A 19528-nucleotide genomic window follows, 5' to 3' on the forward strand; every position below is an offset into this window, starting at 1 on the left:
CATTTTCATCCGTATAAAATTTAATCATTAAGATCGTATGTAACTCTCATTCAATAACTTATACATATTCTTATTGTGGCAAACTTTGCATGCTCGTTTCATCACTATAAATATTTTTTCTTTATACGGGCAAACTGTAGTGTTGCAGGGGGTTGGGGAAAAAAAGCTTAAACGCAAAGACGTATGTTGTGTTTATAATTCACACTACTGGCTACTGGCTACTGACTAAAAACTAATGACTAAATTACTTATATCTAAAAATCTATTAAGGCAATCATGGTCATGCTCGTTTCATTCAAAAACAACAAACCGCTATCGGGAATAAACACAGTCCGATAGCGGTTTGTTCAGAGTTTTAATAATTTATCAAAAGAATCTGGCACCAAAAACTTTTTAGTGTAGAACTACAGATTATTCAGGCGGTGTCAACACTACTTTATCCCTTTCGTTCAATCCTTTCACAATCCTGATGAATTCATCATTTTCGCCCCCTGTCTCCACTTCTTGTTTTACAATACCCAAAGGCGTTTTTTTGTAAACAACCTGTTCGGTCCCCTCTACAAAAACGGCTTCGCGCGGTACCATCAATTGATCATCCATTTCCCGGATAATAAAACGATTGACGGAGGTCATTCCGGGCAGAAGTTCAAACCCCTTAGGATCCACCTCTATTTCCACTTTAAAACCATTAAGAAATTGTCCCTCTATCTCTTTTCCTATATTAGCGACAGTCCTGACTGTTCCATTAAATTCTTCTTCGGGGAAAGCATCAATAGTTATCTTCACGGGCATTCCCACATAAACTTTGGTCACATCAATTTCTTTCACATAGGTAACCGAGAGAATGGTGGATAAATCAGGAAGAATAGCTATCCGGGGGTCCCATCGACTTACAGTGGAGCCTACTTTCCTTTTTTCTCCGTTCCATTCTCGTACATATACCACAATCCCCGATGCCGGCGCTCTAATGATCAGGTCTGATTTTAATTGCATTAAAATTTTTAGGTTATTTTCTTCCTGACGGAATTGTTCCTCAATACGTTGTACACTTATTTCATTTTTTCTTTTCAACTGCCGGTAATTTCTTTTTTTCTGTTCCAGATTACGTTGCGCTTTTTCCAGTTCAATCTGTGCCTGTCGTTGAACTGCTTTGCTTTCGTAAACAGATTGCTCTACCTTGATCTCTTTGTCAAGAACATTATCTTTTGCCTGGCGAATGGCATCCCTTGCTTCCGAAAGATTTAACGAACTATCCATTCTGGCCTGTTCAAGATTGGCTTCAAGCATATCAAGTGTTTCCCTGGTATTTTTTATATTCTCTTCCACCTCGGAAGGATCAAGAGTAGCCACATAATCTCCTTTTTTTACTTTGGTACCCTCCCGCACCAGGTCGTTTATGGTAATACGCCGAATCCTGACAGTACGGTCTGTCAAAACATCCGGGATTAATATATCTATAGATTTATGAGCTTCAAGTTCTCCAATCGAGGTAACATATTGCTCAAATTTACCGCGAATTACTTCTGCCACCTCTACTCCGTCGGTCTCATCAGCCCAAAAAAGTCTGTAACCGATAAAAGCAAGAATAACCAAGACAAGAGGTAACAATATCCACAAACGTTGCTTCATATAAAATTTAAATTTATCTAAGTGATTGGCCTGGTAAAGAAGTAATCGGGATTTGTTTCATGTTGTTCTCTGCCCGAAAATGTTCATTGCTGTTGCAACAACTCATCCAGTTCCTTCATCAAAGGCCGGTCATTAACAAAATCGTACAAGGTGATCTGTCTCATCTGAAAATAGCTTCTCCAGTATTGCTGCAACGAAGAAATATAATTCCTGCGTGCTGCATCCAAAGAATTTCTTGCTGAGTTTAGCTTAATAACATCAACTTTGTCTATCAAAAACCGCTGCTTGGTAACATCATATCCTTTTTGAGCAATTGTATCAGCCTTTGCCGAAATTTCCACCTGCTTTTCCTGCATATTAAACTCCATGATTCGAATGAACAAATCCTGCTCAAAATCGACCCTTTCCTGCTTTACGGTGGCTTCGGTGACATCGCGATTAGACCTTGCCATTTGTATCTGCCCTTTCCTCAGCCCCCAGTCAAGTATAGGAATACTGACCGAAACTCTGATTTGTTGCTGATCTCCAAAAGGGCTTTCATAAGCCTGGCCAAAATCGTCGGCATTTTTATTAATACCGAAATTGGCTCTTATATTGGTACTCAGTCCGCTTTCGGAGCGGGTACGAGCAATATTCTGTTCTGCTTCCAGTAATCGCTGTTGGTAGTCAAGAATTTCGGGATTGTTCTCAATAGCAAGGGCCATGGCTTTCTGGGGTTCAATTTTCAAAGCCGGTACTTCATCAGGAACAACACAATCAATTATCACATTGTCTTCAAGGGCCAGAAAAGAGTTCAAAGCCGCTTTGGCCTGTCGCAGGTTTACTTTGGCTCTGGTCACTTCCATTTGAGCGTTAAGCAAACCCAGTTCCAGGTCGAGAAGTTCGTCCTGGGTAACCGTCCCGATTTCAAAGCGCCCCTTCCCGATATTGTATAAGGTATCGGCATTGGAGTAGTTTGTTTCGGCAATTTTCAGATTAATCTCGGCGGTTACCTGGCCGAAAAAATAATCGGTAGCCTGTATTGCTATGGATTCCAACGACTGCAGATACTCGCGTTTGGCCTTTTCAAATTGTAAAGGCTCAATACGTGCTTCCCACCGAAACCGGTTATAGCCGTTAAGTGGCTGGGTAAAACCAATGCTTACCGGAACACTCGCGTATTGTATATCATCGCTGTTGTCAAGGTTTTGTGAACGCGATAATGATGAGGTAATATCAAATACACCGCCTGTCCAGGGGACATTCTGGCGCACCGACAGAGACGCATCCGAAGTGAAATATGACCGTTGGTCAAAATATTCGCCCCGTTCCTCATCAAAACGGCTTACGACAGATTTATCGTAATTCACGGGGGTTGCATCCAGGCTCAGGATTGGCAGACGGTCGGCTTGATAGCTTCTGAACTCCCAATAACGGGCCAGATACATATTCCTGGAACGGAAACTGTAAAGCGATTGCTCATGGGCCAGGTCAATCACCTCTTCCAGAGTCATTTCCACATGTACCGCATCTTCCGGTTCTTCAAGAAAATAGTTTTCCTGTTCCTGAGCTTTAATCAGTCCAAAAAAACAGAAAACACAAAATGACATCAATAGCAATCTGGTCGTCATCATTGGTAATATTTTCTAAGATTTAAATTTGTCTGAATCCAATTTTTAAACAGCATCATGCTCTGAGGGATTCCACGGGATCCTGTTCGGCAGCTCTTTTTGCGGGAAGATACCCAAAAACAATGCCTACAGTAGCCGAAACACCAAAGGCCACAACGACCGAAAATAAAGTAACAATCGTTTCTATACCGGCCATTACATGAATAAGGTGAGCCATCACAACCCCCAACACTATTCCTATCATACCACCACTCACGCTGATCAGTGTCGATTCGGAAAGAAACTGAACAATAATATCTTTGCGTGAAGCTCCTATTGCCTGACGTGTACCTATTTCACGAATACGCTCCCAAACCGACGCGAGCATAATGTTCATAATACCGATTCCACCCACGATAAGCGAAATACTCGCGATGGCTCCCAAAACAATATTAAATATATCATTGGTCTTTTGCTGTTGCTTAAGCAGAAGTTCAGGCACTGTTACTTCAAAATCATATATTCGGGAATGCCTGCGTAGCAACATTCTCTTAATGATGTTGGCAGTTGAGCTTAAAAACTCCGTTTCGTCAACCTGTACTATTATTTTATCCAGCTGATCTTTTGATTGATTTGTATTGTTATTTTCTTGTGTATTTCCACCTCCTCGTGAAACCTGCTCAAGAACTTCAGGGTTTATGCGGGCACGGTCTTTAAACCTGAGTAACATGGTTTTCACGGGAACAATAATTTTGTTATCCGTGCTGCTGATACCAAGTTCGTCGGAAGCAGATGCAGTAAAATCACGTCTTTCGATAACACCAACAACCTTTAACCATGTTTCTCCACATTTTATATATTTCCCAACAGGGTCCTCTGTATTAAAAAAACGGTTTCTGATATTATCGCCGATAACTGCCACGGGTTTTCCTGCCTCGGCTTGCTGTTCGCCGAAAATAGTTCCGGCAACAAGATTGATATTCAGAAGCTCGAAATACTCCGGCGAAACCCCTTCAAGTACCACAGGATAACTCCTGGCACCAAGAATGGCATGATAATTTAGTGATACAACAGGGCTCACTTTGGCAACTGACGGAATCGTTTCTCTAATCGAGCGGGCATCCAGAAGCGTCAATCCGGGAGAAAACCGTTTGGTACTCTCTCCGCTTCCGCTGCCATTGCCGCCATCAACAGCCATTTCGGAAGGTGTTACAATTATATTATTAACGCCTACCAGTTTTATTTGCTCTAAAACTTCCTGCTGTGCACCGCGTCCTATGGCGAGCATGCTTATGACGGCGGCAACACCAAACATAATACCCAGTGCTGTCAGGAATGATTTCAGCTTGTTAGCCAAAATGGCTTCCATAGCGATGAGTACATCGTGATAATATCTGGATATCAGGTATTTAATTCTTGTCGTCATCGCGGTCTCCTCCCCTCCTCCAAACGTTCACCTCCCTGGCGTTGCCAAGGTGGGGCCTCTTCACTATCTCCCGGTTTCCGGGCTTCGTCCCGAGCCTCCTTTTCTTCCTTTTCCTTTTCTAAAGCCTCATCTCTTAAGGCCTTGTAAATATCATAACCTTCAAAAGGAAGCTCATCGGCATTGACCGGTTCAGTCAAAGCAACTTCCATCCCTTCTTCGAGCCCTTCCTGAACAACCACATAATTTGCATTTTCAATACCAAAGCGGGCAATCTGTTTGACCCAGTTACGTCCTTTCCTTTTATAGACGAATTTAGCAGTATCACTACTAAAAACCGCGTCCAGAGGGACATACAAAACATCAGCCAATGAATCGGTTATAATTTCATTGCTTGTTGTCATGGCAGGTCTTAAATCCGGATCGGTAGAGTTTAACTTAATAATTACCTCAAATACTTTGGCATCGCCTTCGGGAAGCACCTGACCAATATTGGCAACCGAAACAACTTTTCCATCAAACGACTTTTCGGGAAATGCATCAATCCCGATTTTAGCTCTTTGCCCTGCTTTTATTTTAGAAATATCAATCTCATTGATGAAAGTTTTGGAAATCATGGATGACAGGTCCGGAAGTTCGGCAATGATCGGCGCCCATCGGCTTACAGTGGAACCGGCCTGTATTTTGTTTCCAAATCTGTCGTAACTGTAAATAACCATTCCGGGTTTCGGCGCTTTAACCTCCAGGGCATCAAACAACGCCTCTATTTCCTGAATTCGTTCCCGGCTTTTTCTCACTTCTTCCCATGCCCGACCCACCTCATAAGCGGCCTGCAGCTTTTTCAACTCGTAATTTCTCAGTGCCTGCTCAAGGCTGCGCTTGGCCCGCTCATGGTCCAGTCTGGCTTGACGCTGAACTGCAGGAGATTCATAAACCGACTGTTCTACTATCAGTTTCTTTTCTTCCACTGTCACACGAGCATCCAGCAGTCCGTCTCTGAGATTACTCAGATTTATATTGGTATCGATCCTGGCATCCTGGTAAGCTTCCATCGCTTTTTCAAGTTCGTCCTGCGCTTCAGTCATTAATTCATCCACAGAACTATGGTCCAGAACCGCTACAACATCGCCGGAGTCAACAACCGTCCCCTCCTCAACAATATCGGTAACCTGAATTTCATAAATACCAAGTCTCCTTCCCGATAAAGCGGATGGCACCTCAATAGAAGTAGCATTTTCGGCCTGTAACTGCCCCGTTGAAATAACCTTGGAAATAAAAGAGCCGCGCTCAACAGGAGCAGTAATCATAACATTTTCACTTGCAACATTGTCTCCCATCGACCATATAAGCAAAATGGCCACTATAATTATTGCAGGGATGTAGTAAACCGGCTTGAGAAGTCGTTTCATCAGTATATAATTAGTCTAAGTTATTGGTCTGATGGAACTCGCATGCAAGGATTTATACATATTCTTGTTGTGGCAAGCCTTGCCATGCTCATTTCATCAATATAAAATTAGTCTGTGTTATTGGCCTGACAGCCTGCCCCGATTTATCGGGGGAAACCCGGATGCAAAAGTTTTTATGATGCCCTCCGAATCCTTTAAGAAAATACTTATCAATTTACCAAAACAATCTTTACGTTGACAAATTTTTTATTTTACATTATTTCCAAAAAAGTAAATCAAAAATCATAGTTTAAGACAGGATAAAACAGCAATAGTTTAAGACAAAAATTGAAACTTCTTTAAAATAGATCATTAGATGTTTAGATGTTAGATTTATGATAAATCCTATAGTCCTGTAAGTATGAACTTTAACACAAAACTCATTTAAAAATAACAATTACTTTGAGGTATTTGTAATAATGGTCTGTTAAAGAAAGCCTAAACACAGGGATACAACAACTCAATATCTTTATTATGAGAGAATTATGGTTTATTCACTTGATTATATAAACGACTAATTAGTGTCTTTTCATAAAGGGCCATTTACTGTGTTACGCTCGTCCGAAAATTACTCATTTACGATGAGTAAACTCCGTATTTTGGGACTTCGCAAGCCTTGCCAGGCTCGTTTTGTATAACCTTGATATACTGTATTTTAACAAGCATGCCCCTGTTGTCATAAACAATTGACTTGCAACGTATTACAAGAGCTTAACAGAATATTGTAAAAGACTTATGACAACACTCCGTCAAACTTTTACAAATGTCTGATAATTAATTTTTTGCATGATCAATGGCACAAAATACAACTCTCTCATAATAAAAACTTTGCGTCATTGCGTCTCTGCGTTTATGCTTTTTTTAACTGACTATTGTATGGAATATTATTACTTAAATGAACGACTTCATAACATTCATCATAGATTGAGCGAGTTCTTTTGCCTCTTCCGGAGAACCGGCTTCCGAATAGACACGTACGATGGGTTCGGTATTCGATTTTCTCAGATGTACCCATGCATCCGGAAAATCAATCTTCACCCCGTCTTCATCGTTTATCTTTTCATCGCTGTAGTATTCTTTTACCTTTTTCAATAATTCATCCACATTGACTTCCTTAGGGAGTTCCAACTTATTCTTTGTCATAAAATAAGCGGGATATTCCTGCTTCAGTTCCGACGGTTTCTTCCCCTTTTTGGCCAGAAGAGTCAAAAACAGAGCAATTCCCACCAATGCATCACGACCATAATGGCTGGCAGGATAAATAACGCCTCCGTTGCCTTCCCCGCCAATAACCGCATTGGTTTGCTTCATTTTAGAAACGACATTTACCTCACCCACAGCCGATGCCGAATAAGTGCCACCCCTTCTTTCGGTGACATCTTTCAAGGCCCTGGTAGAACTGAGGTTTGAGACGGTATTTCCGGGGGTGTGCGACAAAACATAGTCTGAAACGGCAACAAGGGTATATTCTTCACCAAACATAGTTCCGTCTTCGTTGATTATTGCAAGCCGATCAACGTCGGGGTCTACCACAAATCCCACATCTGCATTTTCAGTTTTCATAGTCCCCGATATCTCAGTCAAATGTTCGGGTAATGGTTCCGGATTATGAGGGAACTCACCATTGGGTTCGCAATTTAATTCCACAACATCATCAACACCCAGTGCTTTCAAAAGTGGAGGTAAAGCAACCCCGCCAACTGAATTGACACAATCAATAACCACTTTAAAACCCGCGGAACGAATGGCCTCAACATCAACCAACTCCAGTTTCAAAACATCTTGTATATGAATATCCGTATAATCTTTATTCTCCAGTTTGCCCAATTCATCCACCAAAGCATACTCGAAAGCCCCCGAATCAGCAATACTGAGTATTTTCTCACCATCGGATGCAGACAAAAATTCTCCGCTGGAATTCAATAATTTAAGTGCATTCCATTGTTTGGGATTATGGCTGGCCGTCAGAATTATGCCTCCATCGGCATTTTCTTTTACAACAGCCAGTTCTGTAGTGGGGGTAGTAGCCAGACCCAAATCAACAACATCGACTCCCATTCCCTGCAAGGTTCCGGCAACCAGTCTTCTCACCATAGCCCCTGATATACGGGCGTCACGGCCAAGAACGACCCGGTATCTGCTTTTGTCGGCCTGATCCTTTAACCAGGTACCGTATGCCGAGGTAAAACGAACAACATCAATCGGGCTCAACCCTTCACCGGGTCTTCCTCCAATGGTTCCGCGAATGCCTGATATTGATTTAATTAAAGTCATTGCTCAATTATTTTTAATATGGTTATGCAAAATTGCAGAATATAAAACTGTTTTGCAACGAAAAGATAAACGGGAATTATTTAGGCGCTTAGCGCAGTAAACTAACCAACATGTTGTTTAAGTTGTAAATCCCGCATAGGGCTTTTTCCAGGCTTGTCCTGAAAAAACGTAGTGTCTATCTATAAACTCACAAAAATTTTTACAAGATGAGTGTCTGCTCAGAAAGTGTCATTTACAAGACTTACGAAGCCGCCAAAAACACAGTTTACTTTTCGTAAATGAGTATTTTGGCGGCAAGCATAACGCAGTAAATGGCAACTTACGGACAGACATTATATTAAAAAGGTCAAAGCAATAGCTCATCCTGCAACAATCTATTTGCAAAGAAATCAATAAAATAAATAGAGAATTAAAAATTTGAACATTACAACAAAACAATCTCAGCACGAATTAAAAACATTGTATCATATTCTTAAAATAAAGCTTAGTTATATAATAACTTTATATATATATTTGCTAAAAATAACCTAAAACAATACCCCATGAGTTCAATTAAAAAAATCCACCTTCTGAATTCTTCTTATTTCTCAGTTTTTGATAATATTCCCAAAACTACTGTGGTATTTTATATTTTACCGGATTCTTAATATTCTTCCTAAAACTTACCGACTTAAACCATTGCCTATGTAAAATTAACATTCTCTTTAATTTTCTCAGAAGAATAGTACGAGAAAGTTATCCATTCGAAAAAAACACATTAAATTCAATTAAATTCAAGAACAAAAAATTAATCTTATGAAATTCAAGAACTTACCCCCCTGCTAATCTTATTATTAATCTTTTCTTGTGAAGCCCCACAAATTGAAGAACCCATAAAAGATCCTCAAGAAGAGACAGGTATTGCAACCTTCAACAATATGCTTTCTTTCGAAGATCAAAGCCTGTTTGACAACACCATCAACAATCAAAATATTGATTTGCAATCAATACCTGATTTTGCACCCCTTTCCGGGAACCTAAAAAGCTCTGATAATTCCGAATTTGAAGATACATTAGTGGTTAGTGATCGATTGAGCAAGTTTCTCAACATAAACAGAGAAATTAAAGTTGGCAATACCGTTTATCGAATTACGCCTCATGGTACCTTCTTTGCTGATGTGGAAAATTATGAACTGCTCGTAAAGGTTGCTACCGAACCGTTTGATCCAAATGATTACGTAGCTCAACACGGATATTCAAATCTTAAAATAGCTGCTCCTCAGTACTATCTGAGAAAAAATTATGAAGAGGTTGGTGTTTATGACACTTATGGTGCAATTGGGGGAGGAAGTAGTTCTTCAAATACCGCTCCGGCATTAGAGGAAGAAGACTTTAAAGGAACATCATTTAAAGGAACATTTGTCGGGAAACTTTGGGACTCAATATGGGGGTTCTCAAAAAGCGTGAGAAATTATTACGACTCCAAATACAGAATGGACGCTAAATTTTATTCTCTTGACTTTGGCTTTTATTCAGAAGCTGGTATAAAAACCAAAACCCCAAAAAAGGGGTGGACAGGAATTTGGCATAAGAAGGAAGTAGATGAAATAAGATGTGGATTTGAAGTTTTAGTATTAAAAGAAGAGTGGAATTCTGATCTTAAACCACCAGTTGAAGATCCTTTGGAAAAACACTATTTACCAAATGGCCTTGGCAGTATCTCTCCTTTGAAAGAAACGCTAACAGAATTTAAAAATGGCGATCCTCTTTGGACTTTTAACTTTTGGGGACATAACATTTCTGACAAAGATCTTGCTCCGGCAGCAATAGCGGCTTTAAACTTTGGCATAGAAAAAGCCAACGAAGAATTGAATCTGGAGCCAGATGCAAAAAAGGATTCTTATGCAGTTAGATTGATTCAATTTAATAAAGACAGAAGAACATCTTACCTAATTGCCCGGAATATGGAAATTTCCTCCAGAAATGATGATAAAGTAACATATATTTTCAAAAAAGATTTTGGTGGAGTTGTTGGATACTCAACCTCCGTTAGCAACCCCGTTTTTGATATCAGCAACTTCAGCCTAAATGGAACTGCTCCTAAATACACTTATGAAAAAGGCACCAAATTATATGGAGCTGCAAGAAAAGGAAAAGAGTGGAGAGCAGTAAGATTTGAATTTTAAATTTTTATTATGAGGACAATAATTCTATTTGCAGCATTATTTTTCGCAGTAACCATCTACGGACAGGAAAACACCGCACAGCGAAAAGGACTGACCTTCAAAATTGGCACTCGTTATTTGGGATGGACTGATGTATCGATTCCCAACCCTGAAGATTATGAAGAAGATATAACCTTTTCGAATGACGGTCAATATGGTAAAAGCTTGAGAATCTATGTCGGTTACTTTGCATCACCAAAGCTAAGTTTGAACCTTGGATTTGGACTGGACAGGTATGAGGGTACTAGTGCCAACACCTCCCCCCTTGTTGTGCAGAGCAATTACTATCTATCGCCCAACAAAAACAGTTTTTTTGCTTCAGCAGAAGTAGGTACGCAAATTGCATTCTCAGAAAATTTGGATAAGGGCTTTGTTTATGCCTTGATGATTGGGAAGGAAATTTCATTCTCAGATAAAACCGGTCTAAACGTTTATTTGGGATATAATTTTCAGCGATCCAAATATGAACATGAAAATGAACACCCTGACCTCATTTACCTGGACAAACTCAATCGTAAAAGTTTCATCCTCGGCGTTGACTTTGTGATTTTTTAGATAGTATTATTGAGTGTGGTATAAAAAGACATATTTTTGTCAAGATTAAGGCGTTTTAAATTTTCGTACCGGAATTAACTCGTTGTTAATGAGGATGCAAAAATTTAAAACAACACAGAGTTTGGCAATAAAGATACTTTTTAGACTGAACTCATTATTTTTTCAAATAACAGAAACAGGGTACTACATGAGGTGAGTCCCTGTTTTTTTTAACCAAAACAACCAACTAATTTCCATCCTAAATGCCTGATTAATCATTTCTTTTTTACAATTTTGCACCATCAAAATTCAACCCGTTTGGCGTTGAAGAACAAAACACAGAAAATCAACAAACACGATGGCCAAAAAAGTAAAAATCCCTGAAAAATATAAATCATCTGTGCGCCGCTCACGCAACGAAAGATTCCAGGAAGGACACCGATCAAAAAACACTGAAAGCACCGAAAAAAAAGAGCGTTCTTTTAAGAAAGAGCACACCGCCTACAAGAAGAATTCTCCGGATAAAATGCGCTTAAACAAATTCATTTCCAATTCGGGCGTATGCAGCCGGCGCGAAGCAGACAATCTGATAAAAAAAGGAGACATTAAAGTTAATGGCAAAACCATAACAGAAGTGGGGACTATTGTGTCTCCCACTGACGTTGTTGAATATCAGGGAGAAAAACTAAACCCGGAAAAAAAAGTATATCTTTTGCTCAATAAGCCTAAAGATACTGTTACTACAGCCCGGGATACTGAAGGTCGAAGAACCGTTATCGATATTGTAAAGAATGCCTGTCCTCAACGGATTTTTCCGGTAGGCAGGCTGGACCGTAACACCACCGGGCTGTTACTCCTGACCAATGACGGTGAACTGGCAAAAAAACTGACACATCCCAGCTTCGAAGCAAAAAAAATATACCATGTATTTCTTAACAAGAAATTATCCCCCGAAGACCTTGAAACCATTGCCAGCGGTGTAGAGCTTGAAGACGGCACGATCAAACCCGATGCAATTAATTATGTTGATCCCAAAGATTTAAAACAGGCGGGGGTAGAAATCCACTCAGGCAGGAACAGGGTGGTGCGGCGGATTTTTGAACACCTTGGATATAAAGTTGAAAAACTGGATCGCGTCTATTACGCGGGTCTGACTAAAAAGAATTTACCACGAGGAAAATGGAGGTTCCTGAGCGACAGAGAAGTAATGTATTTAAAAGCAGGATTATCCAAATAGTGACTTAACAGATTGTCTGACTTTTAGACATTAAGTAGCTCACAGGCAGAGGCACGGGGCATAAGGCATGGAGCAAAGAGAATGGGGCATGGAGTAAAGGTAGAAAGGGGATAAGGATTGTATGGTAGAGGGAAGCATAGAGCAGGAAATTCCCCTACCAATGGTCCCCCGCCCCCCGAAAGTGGGAAATAATTCACTTTTTTGCGATAATTATCCTGATAAACAAACATCTAACTCTATCCTGATCTATTCACAAATTTTCTATTACAATGTCCAACTATCGGTAAAATACAAGCGTCCTCAATAAAACCGGCCCCAAAATAATACATTATTCCCTTCTTTGATTTTATCTGTGGGTGCTTGTATTTTTTGATATTTGAACATCTCATCACTAAAACTTATGAATAGATCAGGCGATCATGATCGACTGCAATGTTGAATTATGAAAAATACATCATGGCCATCCTCAGATCAGGAAAGTTGCATCGTTTCATTTTCCCGGGCATGGTCGTATTTGTAATCCTTGTTGTTAATCCTGTTTCGGCAAGCGGACAAATAACGGCTACCATTGCTGATAGTTTGGATTATTCCCCAATACCCTTTGCCAATGTAATATTTCAGGACGGAAAATCCGGTACTGTTTCCAATATGAAAGGTGAATTCATTTTATCCGGGGATACCGGCGATTCCATTACCATCAGCAGTGTGGGATATCACACCCGGCGATTGGCAATAAAGGATATTACGCCTTTTTCTACTATTTATCTTGCCCCAAAAACAATAACCCTCGGAGCGGTCAACATCTATCCGGGTGAAAATCCTGCATTAAAAATCATGAAAAGGGTGGTACAGTCTAAAGATAAAAACAACCCTGATAAACAACACAATTATTCCTGTCTTGTCTATCATAAAATGACATTTGACTTTCATGTTCCGGAGGAGACTCCCGATTCGGATTCTATTGTACATAAAATTATTGAATTCAGCAAAGATCACCATCTCCTGCTGATGGAATCTGTATCGGAAAAAAAACACCTGGCACCCGACAAAAACAAAGAAAAAGTTATATCGGGCAGAGTAAGCGGCTTCAAGGATCCTTCACTCGCTGTTCTTCCATCGCAACTTCAACCTTTCGGGTTCTATTCAGATTATATTTCACTGCTGGATACCGAATTTCTCAATCCGGCCTCTGTTAAGGGATTGAAAAATTACATTTTTATTCTTGAAGATACGATCGTTGAAAAAGGTGATTCATTATTTTATATATCCTTTCTCCCGAAAAAGGATGTTAACATAAAACCATTAAGCGGTTCATTCCATATTCATAAGAACACCTACGGAATAAAAAATATAAAAGTAAGTTCAAAAAATCCTGAAACACCCTTCCAACTGGATATTATTCAGCGTTACCAGCGCATTGAAAACACTCAGTGGTTCCCGGCAGAGATGGAGAGTCAGCTCACTATCCATGCCAACAGCGGAATTAATTCAATGCCCTATCCTCTGGTCGGAAAATCAAAAAGTATCGTTACAGCTGTCGATCTCGATCCCGACCTGAATCCAAAGGAATTCTCTTCAGTAGTGTTTGAAGATGATATGCACTCAGATACCACCGGACTTGAGATGCTCAGATACGAACCCCTTACTCGCGGGGATTCAGCTACTTATCACCTCATAGACAGCATGGGACAAGCCAACAAACTGGACAACATCATTAAATTGCAAAAAAATCTGATGAGAGGATATCTGACGGCAGGGCCTCTCAGAATAGACATCAACAATGTTATAGGTTACAATAAATTTGAAGGCCTTAAACTAGGTTTGGGGTTGTGGACGGGACCTGATTTAACAGGCGACTTTTCACTGGGTGGTTATTACAATCATGCCTTCAAATCAAAAAAGAACAATTACGGTGGCGGAATAAAGTGGAATCCCGAAATGAACAGCCAAACCGGTATATCAATTACTTATAATAATGACATGCTTCCCACGGGAAACTTTTCATTTCATAAGGGAAAACTTATGAACATGGAAACGCTTCTCAAAAACTACTCTGTTACAACAATGGACAGAGAAAAAAAAGTAATGGCATCCGCCGAATCAAGAATAAGGGGGCCTCTGTCAGGCAAGGTATTTTTTTCCCATTCAGAGGTAGAACCTCTCAGAATTTACAATTTTACTCCTGACGCTACGATACCTTCAGAACCTTTCACCAACATTGAATATGGGATCAACCTGAGGTGGGCATATAAAGAGAAAATATCAAAAACTGCTTTCGGAATACTTCCATATCCCAGCCTGGGGCCAAAAGTTTGGGTCAACTATATCAGAGGAACTCAAAAAAAAGATGAGTTATCTGATTCATACACAAAAATCGAATCGCAAATCGAAAAAACATTCCGTACTGGCCCGGCGGCACGAACATCACTCAGAATTACGGGAGGATGGATAGACGGATGGAACACGCCATCTAATCTTTACAGTTTTTTCGGAACTTATGATCCTTTTTCTATAGAAATTCCGTTCATGTTTGCCACTATGGCACCGAACGAATTTGCTGCCGATCGTTTCTTTTTGACATTCTTAAAACACGAAATTCCACTCCGTCAAAATAAGCCCGGCTCATTTAAGCCTGAATTAAAACTGATATCCAAAGCCGGTTGGGGAGATGTTACCGAAACTGATGGTGCCAGTTACAATACTTTCAACAAAGGTTATTTCGAATCAGGCGTTTTGCTGGATAACCTTTTCAATGCCCTGTTTATCAAGTACGGATTAGGTGTTCATTATCACTACGGGCCCTATAAAAAAGAGAAAGAATTAGATAACTGGAGCTTTAGAATTTCTATTGATTTTGCATTTTAACATCTGATAATGAACATTTTCCACATCAATTTGCTTAATTATTGTCCGGCCATAAAGTACCATTTGCCGTGTTACACCTGCCGGAAAGCATCTGAGAACCTAACGCCTAACTGTCTGTTGCAAAATTGAAAAAAGAGGAATCTACCATCAAAAAAAAATCACCATGGATATACAAATAAAAAATCTGAAATACCTTGTCACAGGTGCCAGTTCAGGCTTGGGACAAGCTGTGGCCAAACACCTTCTCAAAGAGGGTGCAGAAGTGATAATCACGGCCCGAAATAAATCGGCACTTGCTGAAATAAAAAATCAGTGGCCGGAAAAAGTATCAATAATTCCGGGCGACATTACCGATGAGTCTTTCCTTAACGAACTGAAAGAAGCGCTTCCTGAAGACATATACGGAGCATTTCTTAATGCCGGAGGACCACCTGCCTCCACCATTTCCGAAACCACCATGGACAGTTGGGACAATGCTTATCGTCTGGTAATGAGATGGAAAATTGAATTATCAAAATTCATTCTGCAATTGTTTGAAAAAAACAAACGGGGAAGATTCCTTTTTAGCGAAAGTGCTTCAGTCAACAGTCCCATTCCTAATCTGGTTCTTAGCAACTCATTCAGAATGGCAGTGGTAGGCTATGTAAAAACCATGACAAAGGAAATAACAAGTAACGATATAACTGCTAATATTATTGCTCCGGGATATCACGAAACTCCGGCCCTCGACCGAATTTTCCGCAAAATGGCAGAGCAGGAAACGGTCTCAATAAAGGAAGCCAAACAACGTTTACAATCACATGTTCCGGTAGGTCGGCTTGGAAATCCCGAAGAATTTGCTTCTCTGGCAGCCTGGCTACTGAGTCCACTGGCAGGTTTTGCTTCAGGACAAGTGTTTACTCTCGACGGTGGGGAGGGAAGATGAAGATAATGATCTTTACAGCGGACGGCGGATTGAGGTTCGTTGCTTTTAAATTCGGCGGACAGAATCCGCAGGTTGCAAAAAAAAGCCGCTCCGGTGTTCCGGAACGGCTTTCTTCTAAAAAGTCGGCGGCGACCTACTCTCCCGCTTTTACGCAGTACCATCGGCGCTAACAGGCTTAACTTCTCTGTTCGGAATGGGAAGAGGTGGAACCCTGTTGCTTTAACCACCTTAAGGGGGCCTCCAATTCCCCTCCCAGGGAGGGGGATTGGAGGTGATGTGTTGACATATTGGAAGCCTCCCCTTACCCCTCCCAAAGGAGGGGAATTGGAGGTGTGACTCTTTTGCAATTTGCAATTATAGTTATCAATGTTATTGGTAACTGTTCATTGTTCATTGTAATAGTAATGCTTTATGTGTGGAAACTCCTTTCCCCAACCGGAAAGTTTCGGGTAATTAGTACTGCTCGGCTACATACGTCACCGTATTTACACCTGCAGCCTATCTACGTCGTCGTCTGCAACGCCCCTTTTGTGGAGATCTTATCTTGAGACAGGCTTCGTGCTTAGATGCTTTCAGCACTTATCCCTTCCAGACTTAGCTACTCAGCAGTGCTCCTGGCGGAACAACTGATGCACCAGTGGTCTGTCCATCGCGGTCCTCTCGTACTAACGACAGGGTCTCGCAAATCTCCTACGCCCACAACAGATAGGGACCGAACTGTCTCACGACGTTCTGAACCCAGCTCGCGTGCCACTTTAATGGGCGAACAGCCCAACCCTTGGGACCTTCTCCAGCCCCAGGATGTGACGAGCCGACATCGAGGTGCCAAACCGCCGCGTCGATATGAGCTCTTGGCGGCGATCAGCCTGTTATCCCCGGAGTACCTTTTATCCTTTGAGCGATGGCCCTTCCATTCGGAACCACCGGATCACTATGCCCTGCTTTCGCACCTGTTCGACTTGTCGGTCTCTCAGTCAAGCTCCCTTCTGCCATTACGCTCTACTGACGGTTACCAATCGTCTTGAGGGAACCTTTGGAAGCCTCCGTTACCCTTTTGGAGGCGACCACCCCAGTCAAACTACCCACCAAACATTGTCTCCCGCTCTGCGGGATTAGACTCCAGGCAAGTAAAGGGTCGTATTTCAAGGGCGACTCCTCGCATCCTGGCGAATGCGATTCACTGTCTCCGACCTATCCTACACATCACTTACCCAAATTCAATGTTAAGTTGCAGTAAAGGTTCACGGGGTCTTTCCGTCCCGTTGCGGGTAACCGGCATCTTCACCGGTACTACAATTTCACCGAGCTCGCGGCTGAGACAGTGCCCAGATCGTTACACCATTCGTGCAGGTCGGAACTTACCCGACAAGGAATTTCGCTACCTTAGGACCGTTATAGTTACGGCCGCCGTTTACCGGGGCTTCAATTCAATGCTTCGCCGAAACTAACATCTCCTCTTAACCTTCCGGCACCGGGCAGGTGTCAGGCCTTATACTTCATCTTGCGATTTCGCAAAGCCATGTGTTTTTGGTAAACAGTCGCCTGGGCCATTTCTCTGCGCCCCAATATAAACTTTCGATTATACCAGGGGTCCTTTCTCCCGAAGTTACAGGACCAATTTGCCTAGTTCCTTAGCCGCGGTTCACTCGAGCGCCTTAGTATACTCAACCCAACTACGTGTGTCCGTTTTCAGTACGGGCCGCTATACTCGCTTTTCCTGGAAGTCATTACTTGTCTTCGCTTCGGCCGTAACCTATGCTCAGGGCGCTATTCCGTCAGCACTCAGACACCTGGTGACCCCGTCACTTCCTTTGTATAGCGGGTGCAGGAATGTTGACCTGCTTGCCATCGGATTCCCCTTTCGGGTACTCCTTAGGGCCCGACTGACCCTGATCCGATTAACGTTGATCAGGAATCCTTGGTCTTGCGGCGTGGAGGTCTCTCACCTCCATTATCGTTACTTATGCCTACATTTGCTTTTCCATGCCCTCCACATTATCTTACAATACTGCTTCGGCGGGCCTGGAATGCTCCCCTACCAGAGCCCACCCTCCTCTTATCCCCCTTAGGGGGCAGGAGGAAAGGGGGCCATCCACGTCTTCGGTAGCTTGCTTTATGCCCGTTTATTATCCATGCACGGTCGCTCGACTAGTGAGCTGTTACGCACTCTTTAAATGAATGGCTGCTTCCAAGCCAACATCCTAGCTGTCTGGGCTACCATACCGCGTTTCCTTCAACTTAGCTTGCATTTCGGGACCTTAGACGGTGGTCTGGGTTCTTTCCCTCTCGGACATGGACCTTAGCACCCATGCCCTCACTCCTATGAATCATTCTGCACCATTCGGAGTTTGTCAGGAGTTGACAGGCGTTGAAACCCTCGCGTCCTATCAGTAGCTCTACCTGTGCTGAACTCTCATAAGGCTGCACCTAAATGCATTTCGGGGAGTACGAGCTATTTCCAGGTTTGATTGGCCTTTCACCCCTACCCACAGTTCATCCAAAAACTTTTCAACGTTTACTGGTTCGGTCCTCCATCCCGTGTTACCGGAACTTCAACCTGACCATGGGTAGATCACCTGGTTTCGCGTCTATCCCTACCGACTTTGCCGCCCTTTTCAGACTCGCTTTCGCTTCGGCTGCGTACCTCGCTGTACTTAACCTTGCCGGTAACCGATAACTCGTAGGCTCATTATGCAAAAGGCACGCCGTTACCCCTTTCGGGGCTCCGACTGCTTGTAGGCGCACGGTTTCAGGTACTCTTTCACTCCCCTGTCAGGGGTGCTTTTCACCTTTCCCTCACGGTACTTGTTCACTATCGGTCTCTCAGGAGTATTTAGCCTTACCGGATGGGCCCGGCTGCTTCAGACAGGATTCCTCGTGTCCCGCCCTACTCAGGATCCTACTCATCTTGTAATGAATTACACCTACGGGACTTTCACCCTCTCTGGTGCAACTTTCCAGTTGCTTCCGTTTCTTCATTACTCAATACTACGTAGTCCTACTACCCCATTCTTGCCGAAACAAAAATGGTTTGGGCTCTTCCCCCTTCGCTCGCCGCTACTCAGGGAATCACTCATTTGTTTTCTTCTCCTCCGGCTACTTAGATGTTTCAGTTCGCCGGGTTCGCCTCCCTTACGGGATACCATATCTTCAATATGGTGGGTTGCCCCATTCGGAAATTCGCGGATCATCGGTTATTTGCACCTCCCCGCGACTTTTCGCAGCTTATCACGTCCTTCTTCGCCTCTGAGAGCCAAGGCATCCGCCATGCGCCCTTTCTTACTTTCTTCGTTGGTGTTGCTTTAACTTCCTTATTAAAACAACTTACACTAAAGCACTACTATTTATTGTGCTCTTTGCTCTTTTTGAGTCTTTTTTCCAATATGTCAATGAACGTTTC

The 19528-nt window shown here is 42.1% G+C and carries 10 protein-coding genes and 2 rRNA genes; 5 read left to right on the top strand and 7 right to left on the bottom strand.

Going from position 1 to position 19528, the window contains the following annotated elements; genetic code table 11:
- Positions 1-411 precede the first annotated feature (411 nt).
- The 5 genes from ATH1_RS0113730 to glmM form a co-directional block, all read right to left on the bottom strand.
- A complete protein-coding gene (locus ATH1_RS0113730) occupies positions 412-1629 on the bottom strand; it encodes an efflux RND transporter periplasmic adaptor subunit (protein WP_010422748.1) in 1218 nt (405 codons plus the stop codon).
- Between the two features lie 83 nt (positions 1630-1712).
- Positions 1713-3242 carry a TolC family protein gene (locus tag ATH1_RS0113735; protein WP_245531803.1) on the bottom strand — a complete coding sequence of 510 codons (1530 nt, stop codon included), beginning with the start codon at positions 3240-3242 and terminating at the stop codon, positions 1713-1715.
- A 52-nt stretch (positions 3243-3294) separates the two neighbouring features.
- Positions 3295-4644, bottom strand: coding sequence for an ABC transporter permease (locus ATH1_RS0113740; RefSeq protein WP_139035429.1), 1350 nt, complete (start codon positions 4642-4644; stop codon positions 3295-3297).
- Positions 4641-6050 carry an efflux RND transporter periplasmic adaptor subunit gene (locus ATH1_RS0113745; RefSeq protein ID WP_010422754.1) on the bottom strand — a complete coding sequence of 470 codons (1410 nt, stop codon included), beginning with the start codon at positions 6048-6050 and terminating at the stop codon, positions 4641-4643. The genes ATH1_RS0113740 and ATH1_RS0113745 overlap by 4 nt, the downstream gene beginning before the upstream one ends.
- 930 nt (positions 6051-6980) lie before the next feature.
- Positions 6981-8363 (bottom strand): phosphoglucosamine mutase, encoded by a 1383-nt coding sequence (gene glmM / locus ATH1_RS0113750; RefSeq protein WP_010422755.1) that lies wholly within the window; start codon positions 8361-8363, stop codon positions 6981-6983.
- A gap of 917 nt (positions 8364-9280) precedes the next feature.
- Here glmM and ATH1_RS0113755 point away from each other — a divergent pair.
- The 5 genes from ATH1_RS0113755 (at position 9281) to ATH1_RS0113775 (ending at position 16128) form a co-directional block, all read left to right on the top strand.
- Positions 9281-10528, top strand: coding sequence for a hypothetical protein (locus tag ATH1_RS0113755; protein WP_010422757.1), 1248 nt, complete (start codon positions 9281-9283; stop codon positions 10526-10528).
- Between the two features lie 9 nt (positions 10529-10537).
- Positions 10538-11122 carry a hypothetical protein gene (locus ATH1_RS0113760; RefSeq protein ID WP_010422759.1) on the top strand — a complete coding sequence of 195 codons (585 nt, stop codon included), beginning with the start codon at positions 10538-10540 and terminating at the stop codon, positions 11120-11122.
- A 337-nt stretch (positions 11123-11459) separates the two neighbouring features.
- Positions 11460-12338 carry a pseudouridine synthase gene (locus ATH1_RS0113765; RefSeq protein ID WP_010422760.1) on the top strand — a complete coding sequence of 293 codons (879 nt, stop codon included), beginning with the start codon at positions 11460-11462 and terminating at the stop codon, positions 12336-12338.
- Positions 12339-12794: 456 nt separating this feature from the next.
- The gene (locus ATH1_RS0113770) at positions 12795-15203 is read left to right on the top strand and encodes a DUF5686 family protein (RefSeq protein WP_010422762.1); all 2409 of its coding nucleotides are present in this window, start codon (positions 12795-12797) and stop codon (positions 15201-15203) included.
- Between the two features lie 163 nt (positions 15204-15366).
- Positions 15367-16128 (top strand): SDR family oxidoreductase, encoded by a 762-nt coding sequence (locus tag ATH1_RS0113775; protein ID WP_010422764.1) that lies wholly within the window; start codon positions 15367-15369, stop codon positions 16126-16128.
- A gap of 120 nt (positions 16129-16248) precedes the next feature.
- Here ATH1_RS0113775 and rrf read toward each other — a convergent pair.
- Positions 16249-16359 (bottom strand): 5S ribosomal RNA (gene rrf / locus ATH1_RS0113780).
- Positions 16360-16562: 203 nt separating this feature from the next.
- Positions 16563-19417 (bottom strand): 23S ribosomal RNA (locus ATH1_RS0113785).
- Positions 19418-19528 lie beyond the last annotated feature (111 nt).

Origin of the sequence: Anaerophaga thermohalophila DSM 12881, from assembly GCF_000191885.1 — a bacterium.
GTDB lineage: Bacteria > Bacteroidota > Bacteroidia > Bacteroidales > Marinilabiliaceae > Anaerophaga > Anaerophaga thermohalophila.

Excerpts from the sequence above, each read along its gene's own strand:
- ATH1_RS0113730 (WP_010422748.1), bottom strand. The coding sequence starts at position 1,629 with ATGAAGCAACGTTTGTGGATATTGTTACCTCTTGTCTTGGTTATTCTT.
- ATH1_RS0113735 (WP_245531803.1), bottom strand. The coding sequence starts at position 3,242 with ATGATGACGACCAGATTGCTATTGATGTCATTTTGTGTTTTCTGTTTT.
- ATH1_RS0113740 (WP_139035429.1), bottom strand. The coding sequence starts at position 4,644 with ATGACGACAAGAATTAAATACCTGATATCCAGATATTATCACGATGTA.
- ATH1_RS0113745 (WP_010422754.1), bottom strand. The coding sequence starts at position 6,050 with ATGAAACGACTTCTCAAGCCGGTTTACTACATCCCTGCAATAATTATA.
- glmM (WP_010422755.1), bottom strand. The coding sequence starts at position 8,363 with ATGACTTTAATTAAATCAATATCAGGCATTCGCGGAACCATTGGAGGA.
- ATH1_RS0113755 (WP_010422757.1), top strand. The coding sequence starts at position 9,281 with ATGCTTTCTTTCGAAGATCAAAGCCTGTTTGACAACACCATCAACAAT.
- ATH1_RS0113760 (WP_010422759.1), top strand. The coding sequence starts at position 10,538 with ATGAGGACAATAATTCTATTTGCAGCATTATTTTTCGCAGTAACCATC.
- ATH1_RS0113765 (WP_010422760.1), top strand. The coding sequence starts at position 11,460 with ATGGCCAAAAAAGTAAAAATCCCTGAAAAATATAAATCATCTGTGCGC.
- ATH1_RS0113770 (WP_010422762.1), top strand. The coding sequence starts at position 12,795 with ATGGCCATCCTCAGATCAGGAAAGTTGCATCGTTTCATTTTCCCGGGC.
- ATH1_RS0113775 (WP_010422764.1), top strand. The coding sequence starts at position 15,367 with ATGGATATACAAATAAAAAATCTGAAATACCTTGTCACAGGTGCCAGT.